This is a genomic window from Sorangium sp. So ce363, from assembly GCF_051520435.1.
Classification (GTDB): domain Bacteria; phylum Myxococcota_A; class Polyangia; order Polyangiales; family Polyangiaceae; genus Sorangium; species Sorangium cellulosum_B.
Genome location: NZ_CP150333.1, coordinates 2691467 through 2710992, shown reverse-complemented (window position 1 = coordinate 2710992; position 19526 = coordinate 2691467). Strand labels below are relative to the sequence as shown.

Genomic DNA, 19526 nt, shown 5'->3' with positions numbered 1-19526 from the left:
CAGGATACCTCTCTTATCGGCTTTTCCTGAACAGTGACAGGCGTCTACCCCGTCTTCCCCGCCGCCTTCCGCTTCAGCCCGACCAGGAAGATCTCCACGCTGCTCGCCCGCGTCCCCTCGGGCCGGATGCTCCGGACCTCCTCGCAGAGGTTCCTCAGCGCGTCCCGGGCCTTCACGAAGTCCTCGCTCATGAAGATCTTGCCGACGAACGCCCCGCCCGGCGCGAGCAGCGCCTCGGCCACGGCCACGGCGCGCATGAACAGCTCGTAGCTCCGGGCCTGGTCGGCGATCTTGCTGCCGCTCGTCGCGGGCGCCATGTCCGACAGCACCACGTCGTACGGCGCGAACTGCGCGAGCGCCTCGTTCGTGAGCGACAGCGCGTCCCCCTGCACCACCGTCGCCTGCGGGCCGAACGCCGCCGTGATCGGCGACAGATCCACCGCGAGCAGCTTGCCCCCCGCGCCGATCCGCTGCGCCGCGTACATCGACCACGACCCCGGCGCGGCGCCCAGGTCGAGCACCCGCTGGCCAGGGCGGAGCAGCCGCACCCGGCGATCGATCTCCTCGAGCTTGAAGACGCTGCGCGCAGGATAGCCCTGCGCCTTCGCCGCCTTCGTGAAGGCGTCAGGCCGCTTGTACGGGTTCTTCGGCTTCTGCGACACGGAGGGACACTCGGCGGGCACGACCGGCGGGGCGCTCGCTCATGGGAGCTGCCCCGCCGGCGGCCGGGATCAGCCGCCCTTCTTCTTGGTCGGCTGCTGCACCGGCACGATCCCCTTGCCGCCGCGCTTCTTCACGGCGCCGCGGATCGTCACCACCTGGTTCTTCGGGCCGGGGACCGGACCCTCGATGAGGATCAGGTTGTCCTCGGGGAGGAGCTTCACGATCTTGAGGTTGAGCGCGCTCACCGTCTCGTCGCCGTAGTGGCCGGGCATCTTCAGGCCGGGCAGCGTGCGGCCGGGGGTCATGTTCGTACCGATCGAGCCGCCGTGTCGGAAGTACTCGTGCGTACCGTGCGAGCTGACCGCGCCGGCGAAGCTCCACCGGCGGATGACGCCGCTGAAGCCGCGGCCGCGCGAGCGGCCCTGCGCGTCCACCCGCTGGCCCACCTCGAAGATCTCGTCGACCTTGAGCGCGGTCCCGATCTCGTACTTCGCCGCGTGCTCCGGGCTGCAGCGCAGCTCGCGCACGATCCGCTTCGGCGTCTGCCCCGACTTCTTGTACGCGCCGGCGACCGGCTTCGTCGTGTGCTTCTCCGCCCGCTCGCCGAGGCCGAGGATGAGGGCGCTGTAGCCGTCCTTCTCGAGCGTGCGCTTGCCGATGACGACGCAGCCCGCCTGCACGACCGTGCAGCGCAGGACCTCGCCCGTCTCGTTGAAGATCTGCGTCATGCCGATCTTCTTGCCGATGATGCCGGGATGCTGATTCATGATGGGATCGCCTTGCTCGCTCCGTCTGGGGTGGCAGAAACAGGCTCCGCGCGGCGCGCCGCGAGAGCGATCCCCTCGGCGCGCCTCGTCACGAGCCGGTTCGGAGCGAAGAACCGGGGCGGCTTCCCGCCGGGCACGTTGGGGGGCGCAGAGCTTACTCACGGGGCCCCCAAAGGGAAGCGAAAACCACCGCCACAACGGTAATACAGACCACATCCAACCGAGACGCGTCGCGTCGCGTCGCGTCACGTCCGCTCGGACATTGTCCTTCCGAGCAGACATTTCCTGTCTCTCCCTGCCATCGAAGTTCGAAGGAGCGGGCCTCACATTGGGTCGTCGGAGGTCAGGGATGACAGACATCATCGCTCACGGTGAGCCGCGCGACGTCGAGCGCCTCATGGATCGTTACTGGTTCCTGCTGAGAGGCGAGGCGCACGGCGCCGGCGAGGACAGCGCGAGCGCGGCCCGGACCCGGGTGGTCCGCGACGGCGAGTTCGTCGTGGTGAGCATCGAGGCGTCGGCGCTCGGGTGGCCCGAGGGGACGCTGCTCTTCAGGTTCCGATCGGAGGTGGCCCCCTGCGCCGAGTGCGTCGAGCGCGCGGCCGCGATCGCGCGCCACCGGACGCGCGGCATGCTCCGCTCGGGCGACGTGCGCGAGATGCTCCGCTTCGCCGTCGCCCGCTGCGCCGCCTCCGGCATCGACCTGGCCCACGCCGGCGCGCGCGCTCGAGGCGACGGGGCGCGCCGGGACGACGCGCCGGGCAGCGCGGGGGAGCCCGCCTCGGGGAGGCGCCGCGCGGCGCAGGACGCGGGCGGCGGCGCGAAGCGCTACGACGCCGAGCTCTGGCTCATGCTCTGACAGCGCGCGCGTCTCGCAACGGGCGCGGCCGCGTCACGAGCCGACCACGTTGATGGTCGCCTTGACCATCGCCATCCAGCACTGAAGCACCATCTTCCCCTCCTTCTGCGGGGTGATGGCCACCTCGACCTGCGTGTTCAGCGGCAGGTCCTTCTCGATCTTCAGATCGGGAATCGCGATCGCCTTCAGACACTCGCTCTTCGTCGTCCGCGTGAAGCGCAGCACCACGGGCTCTCCCTTCTTCAGCTCGATCGTCGACGGGGAGAACCCGCTGTCGTTCACCGCGATGTCGACGCGCTTGACGTTCGCCGGCGCGGCGAGCTCGGCGGCCGCCACCACCGGCGCCTCCTCGGCGGGCTTGTTGCAACCGAGCAAGGAGAGCGATGAGAGCGATGAGAGGGAGAGGGCAAGCGTGGCGACGAGGAGCTGCAGGCTCATGGTCAGCGCGTTCTTACCCGGCCCAAATGGCGCGTCAAGCCGCCCTCCAGCCGTCCGCCCCGGGCGAGAGACCCAAGGGAGGTCGGGCGCAGACGGGCGCGCGCCGCGACGTGAACGCGACGCGGCCGGCTCAAACGTGGCGGCCCGAGAGGATCTGCAGAATCGACGAGAAGAGGTTGATGAAGTTGAGGTAGAGGTCGAGCGCGCCGCCGACCGGGTCCTCTTCGCTCGAGTGGAGCAGGCGCGACGTGTTGTAGAGGACGTATCCCCCGAACACGAGGACGGACACGCTGGCGATCGCGAGGCCGAGGAGCGTGCTCCCGAGCAGGGCGTTCAGCAGCATCGCGCCGAGGACGACCATGGCGCCCATCACCAGCCCGCTGGCCATGAACGACAGGTCCTCCCTCGAGAGGAAGACCCCCAGCGTGAGGCTCCCGAACGTGAGGACCGTCAGGATGAAGGTGTCCCGCACCGGGGCCGACGACAGGGTGCCGCCGAGGCCCGCCGCCGCCTGGGCCATGTAGAGCGCAGGCGCTGCGGTGACGCCCAGGACGGCCGCCATCCCGAAGAGCGCGAGGACGTTGACCCCGGGGATCTTGCGCACCGCCCGCGCGCCGAACATCACGCCGAACACGACGCCCATCGAGAGGATCGGGTGCTGCGCGAAGAGCTCGACAAGCGGCGGCATCTCGCGCCCCAGTGTCCCCTCCTCCACGTCCGGCGCCCCGATGTACAGCGCGCACATGGCGCCCAGGGAGGAGACGACCAGGCTCGCCGTGAAGAGCCCGTACACCTTCTTGAGAAAGTCGATCCGCAGCGCCAGCTTCGGGCTGGCCGATACGCTCGCCCCGAGGGGACTCGCCTGGCGTGAGTTCATCTGCTGCGCTCCTCCTTCAGGGCGTTTCGCCGCGGCTGCACGAGCGCCTAGTCGTGCACCATTCACCACGGACATGCAACACCGCCATGGCGAAGCCCTCGGGCATCTGCCGCCCGCAAAAAAATCACGTTCCAGCGGCATCGCGCGCGCACGGAGGGGCCGGCGCGGCGTGAACCGGCGTGAACGACGCGCCGACATCGTGTAGCTTCCGGCGAAGAGCAGCCCGGATCCAGAGAAAATCCTCTCGATTCCGGCCATGATAAGCCCACATCCAGAGAATCAACTCTCGGTTCAGGCTAAAAGTAGCCTGTATCCAGAGAATCATCTCTCGATTCCGGTTAAATACGGCCTGGATCTAGAGAAAGAATTCTCGATTACGGCGAAGAGCAGCCCGGATCCAGAGAAAACGCTCGGTTCCGACGACAACCCGCTCGGCTGCGACGAAGACGCGCTCGGCTGCAACGCCGGCGCCGAGCGACAGCGCCGTCGACCTGGCTGCGCGCGCTGTGGGAAGGAAAGGAGGAGAACGAACTCCTGTCTTCTCAGAGGTCCGGAAGAACGACCGCGCACGTCTCCCAGCGGACCCGGGGCACGACCGATCACGACCCATCACCAATCGATGCCTCGGAACAAGCACCTTGCCGGGCCCCAGCGCTCACGCCGGGCAGCAGAAATGTGCCGCGCCCGGGCGCGCTCCGTCCCATGCAGCGACGCCGCGGTGGGCGCCTGCGCGCGGCCCGTTGTCGCGCGCCGCACGCTCGTGTACGAAGGACAGCGAAGGATCACGAGCGCGCCGCGCAGGCTTGGGGAGGACGAGGTTTCATGAACGTCACGACGATCGCCGTTGCCGACGTCGAGCCCGCAACGGCGCCGTTGCCGGGATTCGATAGCGAAGCTGCGGTGCAGAGCCTGCTCGTCTCGAAGATCGAGGCCTCCTACCGCCACCGCCTGCCCCTCGTGGGACGCACGGACCTCCACCCGCTCGTCCAGGCCGCCTATACCGCCTTCACCCAGCGCTATCCCCTCGTGCTCTCGCCCGACGTGGTCTGGCTCTGCCTGGCGCGCGGCTTCACGTTCCACCTCGCCGCGAACGACGAGCATCGACGCCGCTTCCTCCCCGACGATCACGAGTTCTCGCTCGTCGTCGATCGCCCGGACTTCACCCTCGGCGAGGTGAACCCGTGGCCAGCTTTGTTTCCGGACTTTTCCAGGCAGGTTTCAGCGCGGGTCGGCTCGCTGCGGGACCTCGTGACCTCCAATTTCTCCACCACGGGGCCTGTCGAGCGGGTGTCGTCGGAGCTCACGGTCGCGACCCCGCTCGCGCCGCACTACGCGTGGGAGCCGCCGTTCCCGGGCGACATGGTGTTCCCGCAGCGCGGGATCCCGCGCGTGTACCTGCTCGGCACGTCCGACGACTGGCGCTGGGTGCGCCAGCGCGTGGCGATGCTCGGCTCCGTCGGGCAAGATCGGTGGACCCGCGCGCTCCTGCCCGTGCTCGACCAGATCGCCGCCTCGGCGGAGGGGCGCGCCGACACGATGTTCTGGCGCGCGTTCTTCAGGTACGAGAGCTCGGCCGACGAGCTGACCGGGTGGATCCACGTGCTGTTTCCCTACCTGCGCGCGTGGCCCAACGACTACTTCGCCCCGAATCCCTATCTCGAGAGCTGGCACGAGCGATGGCTGACGGCGGAGGCCCGGAGCGACGCGCTCGGGGGCCTCGGGAACCCGCAGGGACCGGGGCTCTCCGAGCTGCCGCCCGGCCTGACCAGCGCCCAGCTGCGCTTCATCGACGGGAGCAGGCGCGAGCACCCCATGGAGTTCATCAGCGGTCTCATCGGCGTGACGCAGGATCCGCACTCCCTCGCGCTGCTGCCGGAGTTCGTCTGGGCCATCGCGCACCAAGCCCCCGAGTCGGCGGCGCAGCGCCCCGCCGAGGCCTCGTGAGCCACGCGGCCCCGTGAGCCGCGCGCTCGATCACGACGATCGCGGCGAGCGGTTCGGCGTGGACGGGCGGCTCCCCCTGACATAGGATTGTGCGGTCCGCGACACGGCGACGCCATGCGTCGTCGATCACGCTCGGAGGCTCCAGTGTCCGGAGGCAAATTCGCGCTCCTCGAAGTACCGGATCTGAATGGTGGGGAACCGTCCTACCTGCGCCTCGGGGCCGCCGCGCCGCTCGGCGAGAGCGCGGGCGACGATCTCGCCGAGCGGATTCAGACGTTCACCGACGACGACCGCAAGCGGGACGGCTCGCCCAATTTCGTGCCTGTGGGCGAGCGAAAGGCCGAGACCGCGAAGCTGCACACGAAGGGCGGCTGGCGCGATCACACCGACGGCAACCGCATCTCGACCACCAAGGGCGACAAGGTCGAGGTGATCGGGGGGAACTACCGCCTGCTCATCCTCGGCCGCGGGGAGCACCAGGCGGGCTGGGACGTGTCGGGAGGGCACGTCACCGAGGTCAGCGAGACCTTCGGCGGCGGCACCACGATCGAGTGGGTGCAGAACTACGGCGGGACGTGGAAGGTGGTCGAGACGACCATCAAGGGCGAGGTGCACACCCTCTACCACGGCGACGTCTACGACTATTACTTCGGGAAGATCAAGGAGAGCCAGACCGGCACGGACACGTTCCCCACGCTGAATGTCACCGACGATTTCATCGATGACAAGAATCCGCCCTCGCCCCAGGCGATCCCGACGGAGAACCCCACGATCGTCGACAGGACGTGGGCCAAGAGCATCTCGTCCTATACCGGCTCCGCGAAGCTGCCGGTGCCGTCGATCACCGACGAGACCTGGACGGAAGTGATGGTGACGAAGACGAACGCCACCTCGATGACCGACGAGACGACCGTCAAGGCGGAGTCGAAATCCACCATGAAGGCCGCGTCGATCACGTCCTCCACCAAGGTCGACGGGACCATGGATGACCACACCGAGGCCGACATCATCAAGAGTTATACGAAGGCGAGCAAGATCATCTCCGAGACCCACGCCGACACCGAGGACGATATGTACGGCGACGCGGACTCCTACACGAAGGGCGACAGCAAGACCGTCGTCGAGGGGATCGAGACGACGATCAACCTCGGCATGGTCAACGAGGTCGTCCTGGGGGGGATGATCGAGGCGACGCTCGGCGCGGAGGTGACCTTCACGGCCGGCGGCATCGTCGACGTGACCGTCGGGCTCAAGGCGGATTTCAGCTTGACCGGGAGCATCGACGTCTCCGCCGGCCCCACGCTCGAGATCAGCCCGGCGGGCGTGGAGCTCCACATGAGCAAGACGGAGATCGCGCTCGCCAACAAGATCGTCTCGGCGTTCAACCTCTTCGTTTGAGGGCGCGAGCACCACGCTCCACGCGCCACCGGATACGGAGCTCCCATGGCCGGCGATGGCAAGTACGGTATCCTCCATGTGCCTGATTTCGGCGACGGCATGTCGTCGTACCTGCGCATCGGCGCGGCCGAGGGCGACGAGTACACCTGGCGAGATCACACCGACGGCAACCGGGTCATCACCACGCGGGGCGACAAGGTCGAGGTCATCGGGGGCACCTACAAGATGACCATCCTCGGTCGCCGCGAGTTCGAGGGCGGCTGGAAGGCGGAGGACGGGCAGATCAACGAGAAGAGCATCACCTTCTACGGGTCGGGCGAGTTCGACTTCATCCAGGGCCCCCGCGGCGAGAAGCGCCTGCGCGAGAAGACCGTGAAGGGCGAGGTGCACACCACCTACCACGGCGATGCCTTCGAGTTCCATTACAGCAGCAAGATGGAGAGCGTCACCGGACACGACAGCCCGCCGCGCAACCTGGACGAGATCACGGACGCCTGGGGGCTCCCGCCCTCAGGCGTCCTCGGGGAGAACCCCACGATCGTCGACAGGACGTGGGCCAAGAGCATTTCGTCCTATACCGGCTCGGCGAAGCTGCCGGTGCCCTCGATCTCCAACGAGACATGGGCGGACACGATGGTGTCGAAGACCCACGCCACGTCGATGACCGACGAGACGACCGTCGAGGGACCGTCGAAGTCGACGATGAAGGCGGGGTCGATCACGACCTCGACCACGGTCACCGGGACCATCGATGACCACACCGAGGCCGACATCATCAAGAGCTATACAAAGGCGAGCAAGATCATCTCCGAGACCCACGCCGACACCAAGGACGAGAAGTACGGCGACGCGGACTCCTACACGCAGGGCGACAGCAAGACCGTCGTCGACGGGATCGAGACGACGATCAACCTCGGCATGGTCAACGAGGTCGTCCTGGGGGCGATGATCGAGGCGACGCTCGGCGCGGAGGTGAGCTTCACAGGCGGCATCTCGGCCAGCGCCACGATCGGCCTGGAGGCGTCCGTCACCGTCGCCGCGTCCCTCGATGCCAGCATCGGGCCCACGCTCTCGATGGGGACGGAGAAGCTGAAGGTCACCCTGGACCGGGGCAAGGTCGTGCCCGTCCGCACGAACATCGCGGCAGTCCACCTCATGACGTGACGCGCACGCGCGACGACCCTCACGGATGGCGAACAAGAACCTCACCCCGTTCCTCTTCGGCAGCAAGGTCACCTCGCGGAGGCCGCCTCAGCCGGAGATGACCCTGATCGTCCGGGCGAAGTTCACCCTCACGCCCGGAGCGCCGCTCTCCCTGCCCGAGGGCCACCCGGCGCTCGCGCAGGAGACGCTGCGCGGCGACGTGTTCCACGACGACGATCACGAACAGACCGGCGAGTGCCTGTACCCGAGCGATCTGGCGGACTTCAAGCCCCACGCCGACGTGCTCCTGATCGGCACGTGCCACACGCCGGGCAAGGCGCGCATGACCGAGTGTCCGGTGCGGTTCGGCGTCGGGTCCTGGTCGAAGATCCTGCGCGTGGTCGGCGAGCGCGTGTGGATGGATGGCCTGCTCGGGCCCGCCATGAGCGATCCTGTGCCGTTCGACCGGATGCCGCTCGGCGATCGGCGCAGCTTCGGAGGGCCGGGGCACCCGCTCAACCCGGTGGGCAGGGGCCACGGGACGCGCGAGCTCCCCAACGTCGAGGGCCCGGACGATCTGCTGCTGTCGCGCTCGGATCGGCCGGCGCCCGCGGGGTTCGGGCCCCTGTCGCCGAACCGGCCCGATCGGCGCGCCCGGGTCGGGAAGAACTACGGCAAGGCGTACCGCGAGAAGCGAGCGCCCTACTTCGCCGACGACTTCGACTGGACCTATTTCAACGCGGCCCGGCCCGATCAGTGGCTCCCCTATTTGCGCGGGGACGAGGAGCTCCTGTTCCAGAACCTCCACCCCGACGCGGAGGTCTTCCGGTCGCGGCTGCCGGGCCTCCGGATCCGCGTGTTCGCGAACGACGCGGAGCGCGGGTTTCGGGAGGTGCCGATGCACCTCGACACGCTGCTCGCCAACCTGGACGAGGGGGCCCTGTTCCTCACGTGGCGCGGCCTCACGGAGGTGACCGACGACGACCTCTCGCGCGTCACCACGCTCGTCGCCTCCGAGCCGCTCGACGGGCCGGCGCTGCCCGAGGAGCATTACCGGGAGATCCTCGCGCGCTTCGAGGCCGATCCGCTCGAGATCGAGGAGCAGCTCGCGCCGGAGCTCAAGGAGGAGTGGGGGGCGCTGCAGGCGCTGCAGAAGAAGGGCGACGGCGCGGCGCCGCGCGACGGCGGCGGCGCGGCGGGGCTCGACCCGCTGTCGGCGCTGCTCAAGGCGCGGCTCGGCGACGTCGCGAAGCCGCAGCAGGAGAGGATCGGCCGGGCGATGGCGGCGCTCGCGGGCATCGCGTTGCCGGGGGGAAAGGTCCTCGGCAGCGTCATCGCGGAGGCGCTGCGCAACCTGCCGAAGGCCTCGCAGGCCCTGCCGCCGATGAGCTCCGACGCGTCGCCCGTGCTGATGGACGCGGCGCTCCGGACGGCCTTCCGGCGCGTCGCGCGGGCGGTGGAGGAGGCGAAGGCGCTCGCGGCCGCGCGCGGGACCCAGGTCCCGGCGCTCGCGGCGTGGGACAAGCTCGCCGGCGATCCGAAGCTCGCGTCGATGGGCCTCTCCATGGCCCCGCCGCGGCCGCCCGGGCAGATCGGGCCGGGGAGCGACCTCCGCGACCAGGACCTGAGCGAGCAGGACCTGAGCGGCCGCGACCTGACCGGCGCGGACCTCACGGGCGCCCTCCTCACGGGCGCCAACCTCCGGGGCGCGAGGCTCACGCGCGCCCTCCTCAAGCAGGCCGTGCTGTTCGACGCCGACGTGAGGGAGGCCGATTTCACGGGCGCGGACCTGAGCCTCGCCACCCTGCAGAGCGCCTGGGCAGAGCGCGCCGTCTTCCGCGGCGCCACGCTGGAGGGCACCACGTTCGACGGCGCGCGGCTCATGGAGGCCGATCTCTCGGGCACGCAAGGGTCGCAGCTCGTCTTCTCGAGGGCGGACATGACGGGGGCCGTCGCGCGCGGGGCGGCGTGGGCCGTGGCCTTCCTGGAAAGCACCGTGCTCGAGCGCGCGGACCTGTCGCAGGCCTCGCTCACGCGGTGTTTCGTGTCCAAGGTCAAGGGCGCCTCCGCCACGTTCGCGGGCGCCACCCTGACCGGCACGAGCTTCTCCGGCTCCGACCTCACCGGCGCGGTCTTCACGGGCGCGCGGGGCGACGGGAGCGTGTGGATGAGCGCGACCCTCACCGGCGCGGATCTCAGCCTCGCCGTGCTGACGGGCGCCCTCTTCAGTGAGGCCACGGCCGACGGGGCGAGGTTCTTCGGGGCCAACGTGCGGGGCGCCCGGTTCGACCGGGCAAACCTCACGCGCGCCGACTTCACGCGGGCGAACCTCTTCGAGGCGGACCTGCTCAAGGCGCGGGTCCCGGAGGCGAAGTTCGTCGACGCGAACCTCTACGATGCAAAATTCTACGAAACCTCGGGATCCGGCTGTGATTTCAGGGGGGCGAACCTGAAGAAGTCGACGCTGGAGCGAGATCGATGACCCCGGACGAGCTGAGGGCGCTGCTCCAGGCGGGCGAGGCGCTCGAGGGCAGGACGCTCGGCGACATGGATCTGCGGGGGGCCGATCTCCGCAAGGCGCGGCTGCGCGGCGTGAAGCTCGGGCGGGTGCAGCTGGAGGGCGCGGACCTCTCGGGGGCCGATCTCCGCGGCATCAAGATGGCCTGGTGCGCGCTCCGCGGCGCGGACCTGTCGGGCGCCGATCTCCAGGGCGCGGCCGTCGCCCAGAGCGACCTCTCGGGCGCGAACCTCGCCGGGGCGAACCTCACGGGGGCGAGCCTGGTCCGCGGGCAGCTGACCGGGGCGAACCTGCGCGGCGCGCGGCTCCAGGAGGCGAACCTGGCCGAGTCGAAGCTCGCGGGGGCAGAGCTGTCCGGCGCGACCCTGAAGGGCACGCGGCTCGACCTCGCCGACCTGTCGGGCGCGGCGCTCGACGGGGTGACCGTCTCGCAGTCGTCGTTCACGCGGGCGGACCTCTCGGGCGCCTCGCTGTCGCAGGCGCGGATCGAGGGCTCGTCGTTCGCCGAGGCGAACCTGACGCGGGCCGATCTGTCGGGCGCCGAGCTCGACACGGTGGTGTTCCTGAAGGCCGATCTCCGGGAGGCCGTGCTCCCGAAGAAGCTCACGAAGACGGTGTTCGACGGCGCGCGCCTCGGCCGGCTCGACCTCTCCGGGGCGGACCTCGCGGGCGCGGCGCTGGAGGGGATGGACTTCGCGGGGGTGAGCTTCGAGAACGCGAACCTCACGCTGTCGTCGCTCCAGGGAACGGACCTCCGGGGCGCGAGCTTCCGGGGCGCGACGCTCGACCAGACGGTGCTCGCGAGCTGCGACCTCACCGGCGCGGACTTCCGGGGCGCGACGCTGAGGTCGTGCATGCTGTACCGGGCGCGGCTGCCGGGCGCGGATCTCTCGGGCAAGGACCTCGAGATGGTGGTCTTCAAGGAGGCCGATCTCTCGGGCGCCGACCTGTCCGGATCGCGGCTCGTGCGCTGCATGCTGGAGGGGGCCAACCTGACGGGCGCGAACCTGACGCGCGCGCTCGTCTCGCAGACCACGCTGCGGACCGCGGTCGTGGAGGGCATCACCTTCGAGAAGGCGATCTTCGACTGCGTGGACTTCTCCGGCGTGGACCTGACGCGGGTGTCGCTCTCCGGGCTGACCATCTCGCGGTGCTTCTTCGCGCTCGGGAACCTCTCGGGGATGGACCTCTCGGGGTGCAACCTGTCGAACTGCGACTTCACCTCGTGCAACCTGGAGCGGACCCGGCTCGACGGCGCCATCCTGGCGAACGCGAACTTCAAGGGGGCGAACCTGCGGCAGGCCTCGCTGGCGGGCGCGATGGCGAAGGCCGCCTTCTTCGGCGAGGGCGTGCTCGCCGGCGCCGGGCTGACGCAGGCGATGCTCCGCAATGCGATCTTCGTGAAGGCCGATCTCTCGGGGGCGAACCTCGCGGGGGCCGACATCCGGGAGACGGTGATGCACGAGGTCCGCGCGGCCGGGGCGCTGTTCGTGGGGGTCAAGGCGCACCACGCCGATCTCTCGCACGCGGACATCTCGGGCGCCGACTTCACCGGCGCGGACCTGCACTGGGCGAACCTGCACCACGTCCGCGACGAGAAGACACGTTATCTCGACGCCAACCTCGCCACGGCGAGGCGCACGGACGTCGATCGGCTCGAGGCCGAAGCATGGATGCCGCCCGAGCGGCGCTCGCAATGAAGGAGGAGCGATGTCGATGGGAGCCATGAAGGAGAGCGATCGCGCGGCGGCCGTGCGGGTGGATGCGGCGGCGGGCGAGGAGCACGCGCCTCGGGCGTACGGCGCGCACGGCTCGCGCGGCGCGGACGTGCTTCGGATCGGCCTCCCGCGGGCCGGGGGCGCGGCGGCCGACGACGCGGGCCAGGAGGGCGCCGCGGCGCTCCCGAGGGAGTACCTGGGCCCGGGCCGGGTCACGGCGGCGGACGGGGGCACGATCGCGGTGGAGCTGCCGGGCGGCCAGCCGGTCGCCGTCGAGATGGCGCTCGCGCTGCCCTACGAGCCCGCCGTGGGCGACACGCTGCTCGTCATCGGCAGGGAGGAGCGCTACTACGCCATCGGCGTGCTCCACGGCGCGGGTCGGACGGTGCTGTCGCTCCAGGGGGACGTGGCGGTGCACGCGAGGGACGGAGAGCTCTCGCTGTCCGGGGACAAGGGCGTCGCGATCCGGGGGCCGGAGCTCGAGGTGCAGGCGGGCAAGATCCGGATGGTGGCCGACGCCATGGTCCAGAGGTTCACCTCGATGGTCCAGCGGGTGAGCGCGCTGCTGAGCGTGCAGGCGAGCGAGTCGCACACGATCGTGGAGAAGACGGCCTTCACGAAGGCGAAGAACGCCACGATCCTGACCGAGGAGACGGTCACGGTGAACGGCAAGCAGATCCTCTTGGGATAGGAGGCCGGCGCGATGCTGCCTGCGAACAACAAGTGCACCGGCATGAGCGCCGGGTACCCCGACGTGTGCATGTCGCCTGCGCTCGGCCCGTTCCCGTTCCCCAATTTCGACCCGAACGCGGTGAAGTTCCCGTTCTCGTTCAACGTGTGGTTCTCGATGGGGCCTGCGCTGAGCCTCCTGGCGCGCGCGATCCTCACGATGGGCGATTGGCTGGGCACGCTGCACTGGACCTTCATGGGAACAGGCCAGTACACGTTCGGCAACGTGCGGGTCTTCATCAACTATGCCCCCGCCACGTCGCTGCTCTCTCCGAGGTCCGGCAACAATTACAACTGCTTCATCGGCGTCCAGGTGTTGCCGAGCGTGACCAACGTCTTCATCACGTACAACGCGGGCAGCGCCGGGGGCGCGCGGCCCGCCGGCGCCCCGATGCTGGCCGATCTGGACGCGCTGGTCGCGTCGCTCCACCCGTGCGGCGGCGCGTCGCCCGTCGAGAGCGTCCAGCTCGAGCCGGGGGTCGGGTACGTGAAGATCCGCACCTTCTCGCTGGACGTGCCCGCCCGGGTCCACACGGCGGTGAGGGCGCTCGAGGCCGAAGGGCTGGAGACGCTCGTGCTGGATCTGCGCGACAACCCCGGTGGGGAGCTGACGGCGTTCCTCGAGCTCGCGGGCGACTTCCTGGAGCCGGGGAGCGTCCTCGGGAGGGCGATCGACGCGGACGGCGACGAGATCGTGTACCGGTCGAGCCACCGGGATCCGTGCCGCGCGCCGCTGTGGATCCTGGTGAATGGCGGGACGGCGTCGGCGGCGGAGCTCTTCGCCGGCTGCCTCCAGTGGCACGGGAGGGCGGTCGTGGCAGGGGAGCGCACGTACGGAAAGGGAACGGCGCTGAAGGTCGCGGCGGATCCGGAGGATCACGCGCCGGTGCTCGCGCCGGCCGCGAGGATGGTCCTGCCGGGCGGAGAGCCGATCCACGGGACGGGGATCCGGCCTGATGTCGAGCTGGGAGCGATTGAAGGAGCCGATCGTGGCGGGGAGCGGCGATCGCTGATGGACTTGATCGCCGGCGCAAAGGCCTGAGCGCGATCCGCCGCTCGGCTCAGGGGCGTACCCTGAAGCATCCCCTCGAAATATCCGAAGAAATTCACAGGGAGACGGGGGGACGGGGAGTAAATTCCATGAATCTCCCCGTCTCCCCGCCTCCCTGTTCAATTATTCTTCGGAGAAATCCACGGGGAGACGGGGAGTAAAATTCCATCAATCTCCCTGTCTCCCTGTTCAATTCCCCGCTAAAAATGCCAACCATTGAGGGGATTTGTCAGGGGCGTACCGCGAGGTACACGGTGCTCCAGAGCTGCACCGCGTTCGACTCGTCATGGTGCAATCGCTCCGCGCCGAAGGGGACCAGCTTGTAACAGCCGCCCTCGAAGGCCCAGCTCCAGAGCTCCCGCGTGCTCGCCTCGCGCGTCGCCGCGATGACCTCCCAGAGCGCGCTCTGCGCCCGCTCCAGCGCGCCCCGCGCGCGGGGCGGCAGATCGCCGCGGCCGAGCTGCCGCTCGACGCCCGCGGCCAGCATCGCCTGCTGCCACGACCACGTGACCGTCCCGTGGTAATGGGCCGCCGTGAAATCCCTCTGGATCGCTGGATCCTGCGCGAACGCGGGGTTCGCGACCAGGATCCCCACCGGCGTCCGCAGGCCGGCAGGGAACGGGCGGATCAGGCGGCCCGCGATCTCCTCCAGCGCAGCGGGCGGCGGCTCCGTGAACAGGAGGACGAAGCTGTCGTCGGAGTGCATGATGGGAATCGGCTTCCCCTCGTTGTCGAGCGCGACGGCAGGAAACGAGAGCGTCCCCGAGAGCGACGCGAGCGCCGGCGCCGCGTCCAGGCCCAGCGACGCCGCATAGGACGACACGCGCCGCCTGGCCTCGTCCTCCGGCAGCTCCACACGGAAGAACACGCCGGCGTCCTTCCACGCGCGCGCGAGCCGCTCCGCCCGGCCGGCGCGCTCCGCGTCCGCGCCGAGCAGCGGGCTCGCGAGCAGCCGCGCCGACGCGCGGAGCGCGGCCGGAACCAGCGCGGCGTTCACGTCGTAGGGGATCCGGCCGCCCGCCAGGCCCTCCTGGCTGTCACGCCACTCGCCCACCTTCGTGCCCGCCTTGAGCCCGATCAACGTCATCGGATCCCCCGTCTCGGCGAACGGGGCGGCGAGGTGGAGCACGAGCGCCACGTTCCGCGCGAGCGCCTCCGCGTACGTGTCGCCCCCCGGCGTCCGGCGCGACAGGAACGCCGCCGCGCGCTCCCGGCCGGCCGCGCTGCCGAGGAGATACTCCGCGGCGACCGGCGCGAGGAGGAAGTCGTCGTCGATCATCTTGTAATCGTAGACGGGCTCGCGCAGCGCCCCGGGGATGCCCGAATCGAGGTGCATGAGCGCCGCGTACTCGCCGATCGCCTCCTCGTGCGCGACCTCACCGGTCAGGCTCAGCCGATCGAGGACCGAGCCGATGCCCGCCTCGACCACCGCCGGATCGAGGACGGGCAGGAGCATCCTCACCGCGAGCAAGGTGTCCCGGCCGAAGTACGTAAGGAAACGCCAGGACCCGGCCAGCAGCTTCTCCCGGTACGCGAGGAAGCCGAGCGCCTGTCGGTGGCGCGGATCGTCGCTGGCGCGCTCCGTCACGAGCTCCTCGAGGGGCACCGGCGTGAGCGGCGCCTCGTCCGAGAGCGCCGTCACCCGGACACGGAGGCCGCTCGGCCCTGCCGCCAGCTCGATCCGGCCGTCGCCCCCGAGCGCGGCCGTCGTGCCGTCCTGCGGCTCGATGAGCAGCTCGAGGTGATGACCGCCGTCCAGCATCGTGCGCCGCACGGCGATCGCCGCTCCCCGCTGCGAGGCGAACGCCTCGACGTCGTTCCCGAGCCAGGCCGGAACCTCGGCGTCGCGCCCCACGTCGCGGAGCGTACGGACACTCCCTAGGAGCACCCGATGGACACGCAGCACCGGCGCCTCGCTCGCAAGGAGCGCCGACACGCCGCGCATGACGCCGGGCCGCTCCACGCGCTCCACGTCAGAGACGTCCCCCTCCACCGAGAGATCGACCGGCGCGGGCAGAGAATCGAACCACACCGCGATTCCCATGTTCCCTGCCGGAAAAGCGATGATGAGCCGCGGCGACACGCCCGACGTCGTCAAGAGATGGGCGGCGATATGACCACGACGGAAGAAGTGGTTGTCTATCTGGCCTTCTTGCAGCTCGAAGGCCAAGAGCTCAGCAGGTGGCGGCGCGGAGGGCGCCTCGCCGTGCGGTGCGCCGGAGACACAGGAGGCGGCAAGCAGCGTGGACAAGGTGGTCCCCCTCAGAAATCGCTCGATCTTCGTGGGCCTCGTGGGCACCGCGGGACCGTACCCAGCCGGGGCGCGCCTGCCAAGGACCAAGGGTCTTCGGTGGCCGCCAGCTTACGTCTCCGACGCGCTGGCCGTTTATCGCGAGTTTTCAGCGAATTTACCCAGGTAGAGCGGATTCAGCAGGACGCGTGGGAGGGCGCCACCACGGCCTCACTCCGCGCGGCACGTCTGGCCCCGGGAACGGACGCAACGAACGCGACGGACGCAACGAACGCGACGGACGCAAGGTGCAACGGACGCAACCTACGCAACCTGCGCAACGGACGCGACCGACCAGAGCACCAGAGGGCGCGATCGCGATGACGAGATGACGAAGAAAGAGTTCACGCCTTTGTTGCCCTGTGATAACCCATCCGAGAACTCAGTCGTTGATAGTGGGTTCGCAGCAGGCGAATGGCCTGCGAGCCATTTTGAGGAAGGGGGTTCGAGATGGACGAAAGCATCTCCGGCCAAGCCGCGGCCGGCAGCAATGGTTCTGAACGCGCGAAGCTCAGCGTTCCGCAAGAGGGCCTGATCACCACCTGGGTTGATGGCAGCCTCGGCGTCGTCGAAGAGGTCGTGCGCGCGGGGTTCGGCTTCCTCGAGGACGTGCGCGTCGAGACGCAGGAGCGGCTCGGCGCCACGCTCGACCTGCTCGAGGGGGTCGATCGCAGCATGTTCCGGGTCGCGCGCAAGACGCTGGCCCGCGTGGACGGAATCACCGAGCGCGCCATTTCGAGCAGCCAGCTCGGCTGGTTCGCGCTGCTCGGCGCGATCCGCCGCACGTCGCAGGGCGCGGCGGGGCTCGCCTCCGAGACGGTGGTCGCCGTCGTGGGCGAGCGCAAGGCGACTCAGCAGCTCATCATGCGATCATCGTGAGCCCGACGAGCCCCAAACGCCGTTCCATCCGCCGGCGATAGAACCCTCTTCATAGCGGGGTGCAGCATAGCGGGGTGCAGCTTCGTGGGATACCGGCTGAGCCGCCAGGCAGGCGAGTGAGGCGTACGCCGGTCAGCGCCCCTCGGTCCCCCGCCCTGGCTTCCCCCGGCGGTAGAGCCCGATGACCAGCGCGAGCACGGCGGCGCCCAGCCCGGCGACGGCGATGAGCCACGCCGTCGTGCTCCAGCGGCCGAACGGCCACGGGCTGGTCTGTCCCGCGCTGTCCGCCCCGCCGCCCGCGCGGGGGAGCGGGACGAGCGCGCGGCGGGCCGCAGCCGCCTCGGCGAGCGCGCGGCGGACGCCGGCGGCGTCGAGCGAGGCGCCCGCCGGGATGAGCGCGCGCAGCGCGGAGCGCGCCCTGAAGAACGGGGCGCCGTCGCTGCTCCACGCGGCGGGCGCGCTGTCGAGCGCCTCGTCGAGCGCGGCCGGGATCACCTCCTTGACGATCGCGTCCACCGCGCCGGGCGACGCCGACCTCGCGAGCGCGATGTAGCCGGCGTCCTGGATCCCGCGGCGAAGGCTCTTCAGGCGCATCGAGGGGAGCACGCCGGGAAAGCCGACGGATCGGGAGGAGAACGCGCCCCGCTGCGTCCCGGGATAGAGCAGCATGCCGTCGCCGAGGCACGCGTCGCCGTCGCGGTTGTGGAAGTTCTCGGCGACCGTGAACGGGTCGATGGGCCCTTTGCCGCCGCGGTTGCCGTCGTGCCAGAACGCCGTCTCCCACAGGAACCAGCGGTCCACCTCGTGGGAGGCCGCGATCCAGCCGTCGGCCATGAGCCCGGTGAGCGGCGCGTCGATCATGAACGTGCCGGTCCTCGGCAGCGCGCCGTTGTACACCCAGAGCCGCTGGCCCGCCTCGCGCGCGGCCCGCGCCCACGTGGAGTCGAAGCGGTTCGCCGGCGTGAGCACGAGGTCGACGTCCTGCTCCACCGGAGGGACCTCGCCGCACGAGTGCCCCACGAGGACGCGCGACGACAGGCGCGAGCCGCGGATCAGCCGGCGCCAGCCGGGCCCGCGGGGGCTCTCGCACTGCTCGTCGATCGCATAGAGCATCACGTCGTCCACCGCCGGCGGGAGGAGGTCCGCGACCGCCTCGACGCGGTGGAGGGTCGCTTCCCCGGGATCGCCGAAGCTGCCATAGGCGCCGAGCGCCACCGCCCCGGGCGGCACGCCCGCGCCCGGCCCCCGGTAGCCGCGCGCCTCCGTGAAGAGCGAGCCGTCGATCGCCGCGCGCAGCCGCTCGACCTCGGCGGGGCTCCGGACCGACGCGAAGCCGTCGACGTGGTGCTCGTGGAGCAGCTGCCAGAGCTGCTGCTCGACGGCGGGCCCGTCGCCGACCCGCTCGGCGACGCGATCGGCGTCGTAGAACGCGATGAAGTCGACAGCGCCGTACGGCAGCGCCGGCGGGGCGACGTCGAGCTTCAGATCGAGCGACGCGAGCTCGCCGTGCGACGCCGATCCGACCACCACCCTCCCCTCGTAAGCGCCGGGGAGGGCGCCCTCCGGGACGTGGAGATCGATCCAGACCGCCCGGGTCTCGCGAGCGCCGACCTCGAGCGGGTACGGCGCCCAGGGGGGCGCGAGCTCGACCGGGATGAGCGCGTCGGGGAGGAACCCGAGGTGCACGTCGTCGGGCGGCCGCGCCGCAGGGCTCCACCCGAGCGACTCCCGGGGGCGCTGTTCGTTGCGCGAGCGCCGCGTGATCTCGACGTAGTGCTCGACGAAGCGGCGGATCGAGATCGTCCCCGCGGGCGCCGCTCCCTGCCCCTGCGCGGGCTGCTGCGGCGCCGGCGGCGCCTTGGCCGGCGCGCCCGGGCCGGCCGCGGGGCCGAGCGCGGAGAGCTCGACCGTGACGCCGCGCACGGGCTCGGCGCCAGCCTCGACGACGACCTGGAAGGCGACGACCTCCGCGCGGAGCGCGCCGAGCCGGATCGGCTCGCCGGGCCGGAAGACCGCGTTTCCTTCGCCGCGCGAGAGCGGCAGGCCGACATCCTCCCGGCGGACGCGCGTGCCGTCGTCGGCCACCCAGACGCGCGCGCGCTCGGGCTGCCCCTCGCCGGCGGCCGCTTTCGCGAGCGCGCCGCACGCCATGGCGGAGAGCAGCGCGGCGGGGAGGTGCGGGAAGGATCGCGGCATGTCGCTCGGCTCTCCGAGTGAGGAGCGACCGCCAGGGTCGGCCGCCATTCCATCCT

Annotated in this window: 15 protein-coding genes; 9 read left to right on the top strand and 6 right to left on the bottom strand. The window is 70.3% G+C overall.

Annotated elements, in window-relative coordinates:
- Positions 1 to 44 precede the first annotated feature (44 nt).
- Positions 45 to 662, bottom strand: coding sequence for an SAM-dependent methyltransferase (locus WMF12_RS10495; protein WP_044968202.1), 618 nt, complete (start codon positions 660 to 662; stop codon positions 45 to 47).
- 69 nt (positions 663 to 731) lie between these two features.
- On the bottom strand, positions 732 to 1430 hold the full coding sequence (gene rplC / locus WMF12_RS10490; protein ID WP_437870475.1) for a 50S ribosomal protein L3: 699 nt from the start codon (positions 1428 to 1430) through the stop codon (positions 732 to 734).
- Positions 1431 to 1779: 349 nt separating this feature from the next.
- Between rplC and WMF12_RS10485 the strand changes: the two genes are divergently transcribed.
- Positions 1780 to 2289, top strand: a complete 510-nt coding sequence (locus WMF12_RS10485; RefSeq protein WP_437870474.1) for a hypothetical protein — start codon at positions 1780 to 1782, stop codon at positions 2287 to 2289.
- Between the two features lie 33 nt (positions 2290 to 2322).
- Here WMF12_RS10485 and WMF12_RS10480 read toward each other — a convergent pair whose 3' ends face one another.
- Positions 2323 to 2727, bottom strand: coding sequence for a cupredoxin domain-containing protein (locus WMF12_RS10480; RefSeq protein WP_437870473.1), 405 nt, complete (start codon positions 2725 to 2727; stop codon positions 2323 to 2325).
- 130 nt (positions 2728 to 2857) lie between these two features.
- On the bottom strand, positions 2858 to 3604 hold the full coding sequence (locus tag WMF12_RS10475) for a Bax inhibitor-1/YccA family protein (protein WP_437745438.1): 747 nt from the start codon (positions 3602 to 3604) through the stop codon (positions 2858 to 2860).
- 822 nt (positions 3605 to 4426) lie between these two features.
- Between WMF12_RS10475 and WMF12_RS10470 the strand changes: the two genes are divergently transcribed.
- The 7 genes from WMF12_RS10470 (at position 4427) to WMF12_RS10440 (ending at position 14096) form a co-directional block, all read left to right on the top strand.
- Positions 4427 to 5548: a DUF4419 domain-containing protein gene (locus tag WMF12_RS10470; RefSeq protein ID WP_437745437.1), complete on the top strand. Its 1122-nt coding sequence runs from the start codon at positions 4427 to 4429 to the stop codon at positions 5546 to 5548.
- A gap of 144 nt (positions 5549 to 5692) precedes the next feature.
- The gene (locus WMF12_RS10465; protein ID WP_437870472.1) at positions 5693 to 6946 is read left to right on the top strand and encodes a hypothetical protein; all 1254 of its coding nucleotides are present in this window, start codon (positions 5693 to 5695) and stop codon (positions 6944 to 6946) included.
- A gap of 45 nt (positions 6947 to 6991) precedes the next feature.
- Positions 6992 to 8110, top strand: a complete 1119-nt coding sequence (locus WMF12_RS10460) for a hypothetical protein (RefSeq protein WP_437870471.1) — start codon at positions 6992 to 6994, stop codon at positions 8108 to 8110.
- 25 nt (positions 8111 to 8135) lie between these two features.
- Positions 8136 to 10571: a DUF2169 family type VI secretion system accessory protein gene (locus WMF12_RS10455; RefSeq protein WP_437870470.1), complete on the top strand. Its 2436-nt coding sequence runs from the start codon at positions 8136 to 8138 to the stop codon at positions 10569 to 10571.
- Complete coding sequence (locus tag WMF12_RS10450) at positions 10568 to 12307, top strand: pentapeptide repeat-containing protein (RefSeq protein WP_437870469.1); 1740 nt, start codon at positions 10568 to 10570, stop codon at positions 12305 to 12307. Before WMF12_RS10455 ends, WMF12_RS10450 begins: the two co-directional genes overlap by 4 nt.
- A gap of 16 nt (positions 12308 to 12323) precedes the next feature.
- Positions 12324 to 13016, top strand: a complete 693-nt coding sequence (locus WMF12_RS10445; RefSeq protein ID WP_437870468.1) for a DUF3540 domain-containing protein — start codon at positions 12324 to 12326, stop codon at positions 13014 to 13016.
- Between the two features lie 12 nt (positions 13017 to 13028).
- A complete protein-coding gene (locus WMF12_RS10440; RefSeq protein ID WP_437870467.1) occupies positions 13029 to 14096 on the top strand; it encodes a S41 family peptidase in 1068 nt (355 codons plus the stop codon).
- A 238-nt stretch (positions 14097 to 14334) separates the two neighbouring features.
- Here WMF12_RS10440 and WMF12_RS10435 read toward each other — a convergent pair whose 3' ends face one another.
- Positions 14335 to 16356 carry a hypothetical protein gene (locus tag WMF12_RS10435; protein WP_437870466.1) on the bottom strand — a complete coding sequence of 674 codons (2022 nt, stop codon included), beginning with the start codon at positions 16354 to 16356 and terminating at the stop codon, positions 14335 to 14337.
- 489 nt (positions 16357 to 16845) lie between these two features.
- On the opposite strand from WMF12_RS10435, the gene WMF12_RS10430 reads away from it, so the two are divergent.
- A complete protein-coding gene (locus WMF12_RS10430) occupies positions 16846 to 17274 on the top strand; it encodes a hypothetical protein (RefSeq protein WP_437870465.1) in 429 nt (142 codons plus the stop codon).
- Between the two features lie 132 nt (positions 17275 to 17406).
- Here WMF12_RS10430 and WMF12_RS10425 read toward each other — a convergent pair whose 3' ends face one another.
- Positions 17407 to 19470 (bottom strand): hypothetical protein, encoded by a 2064-nt coding sequence (locus WMF12_RS10425; protein ID WP_437870464.1) that lies wholly within the window; start codon positions 19468 to 19470, stop codon positions 17407 to 17409.
- Positions 19471 to 19526: the final 56 nt, after the last annotated feature.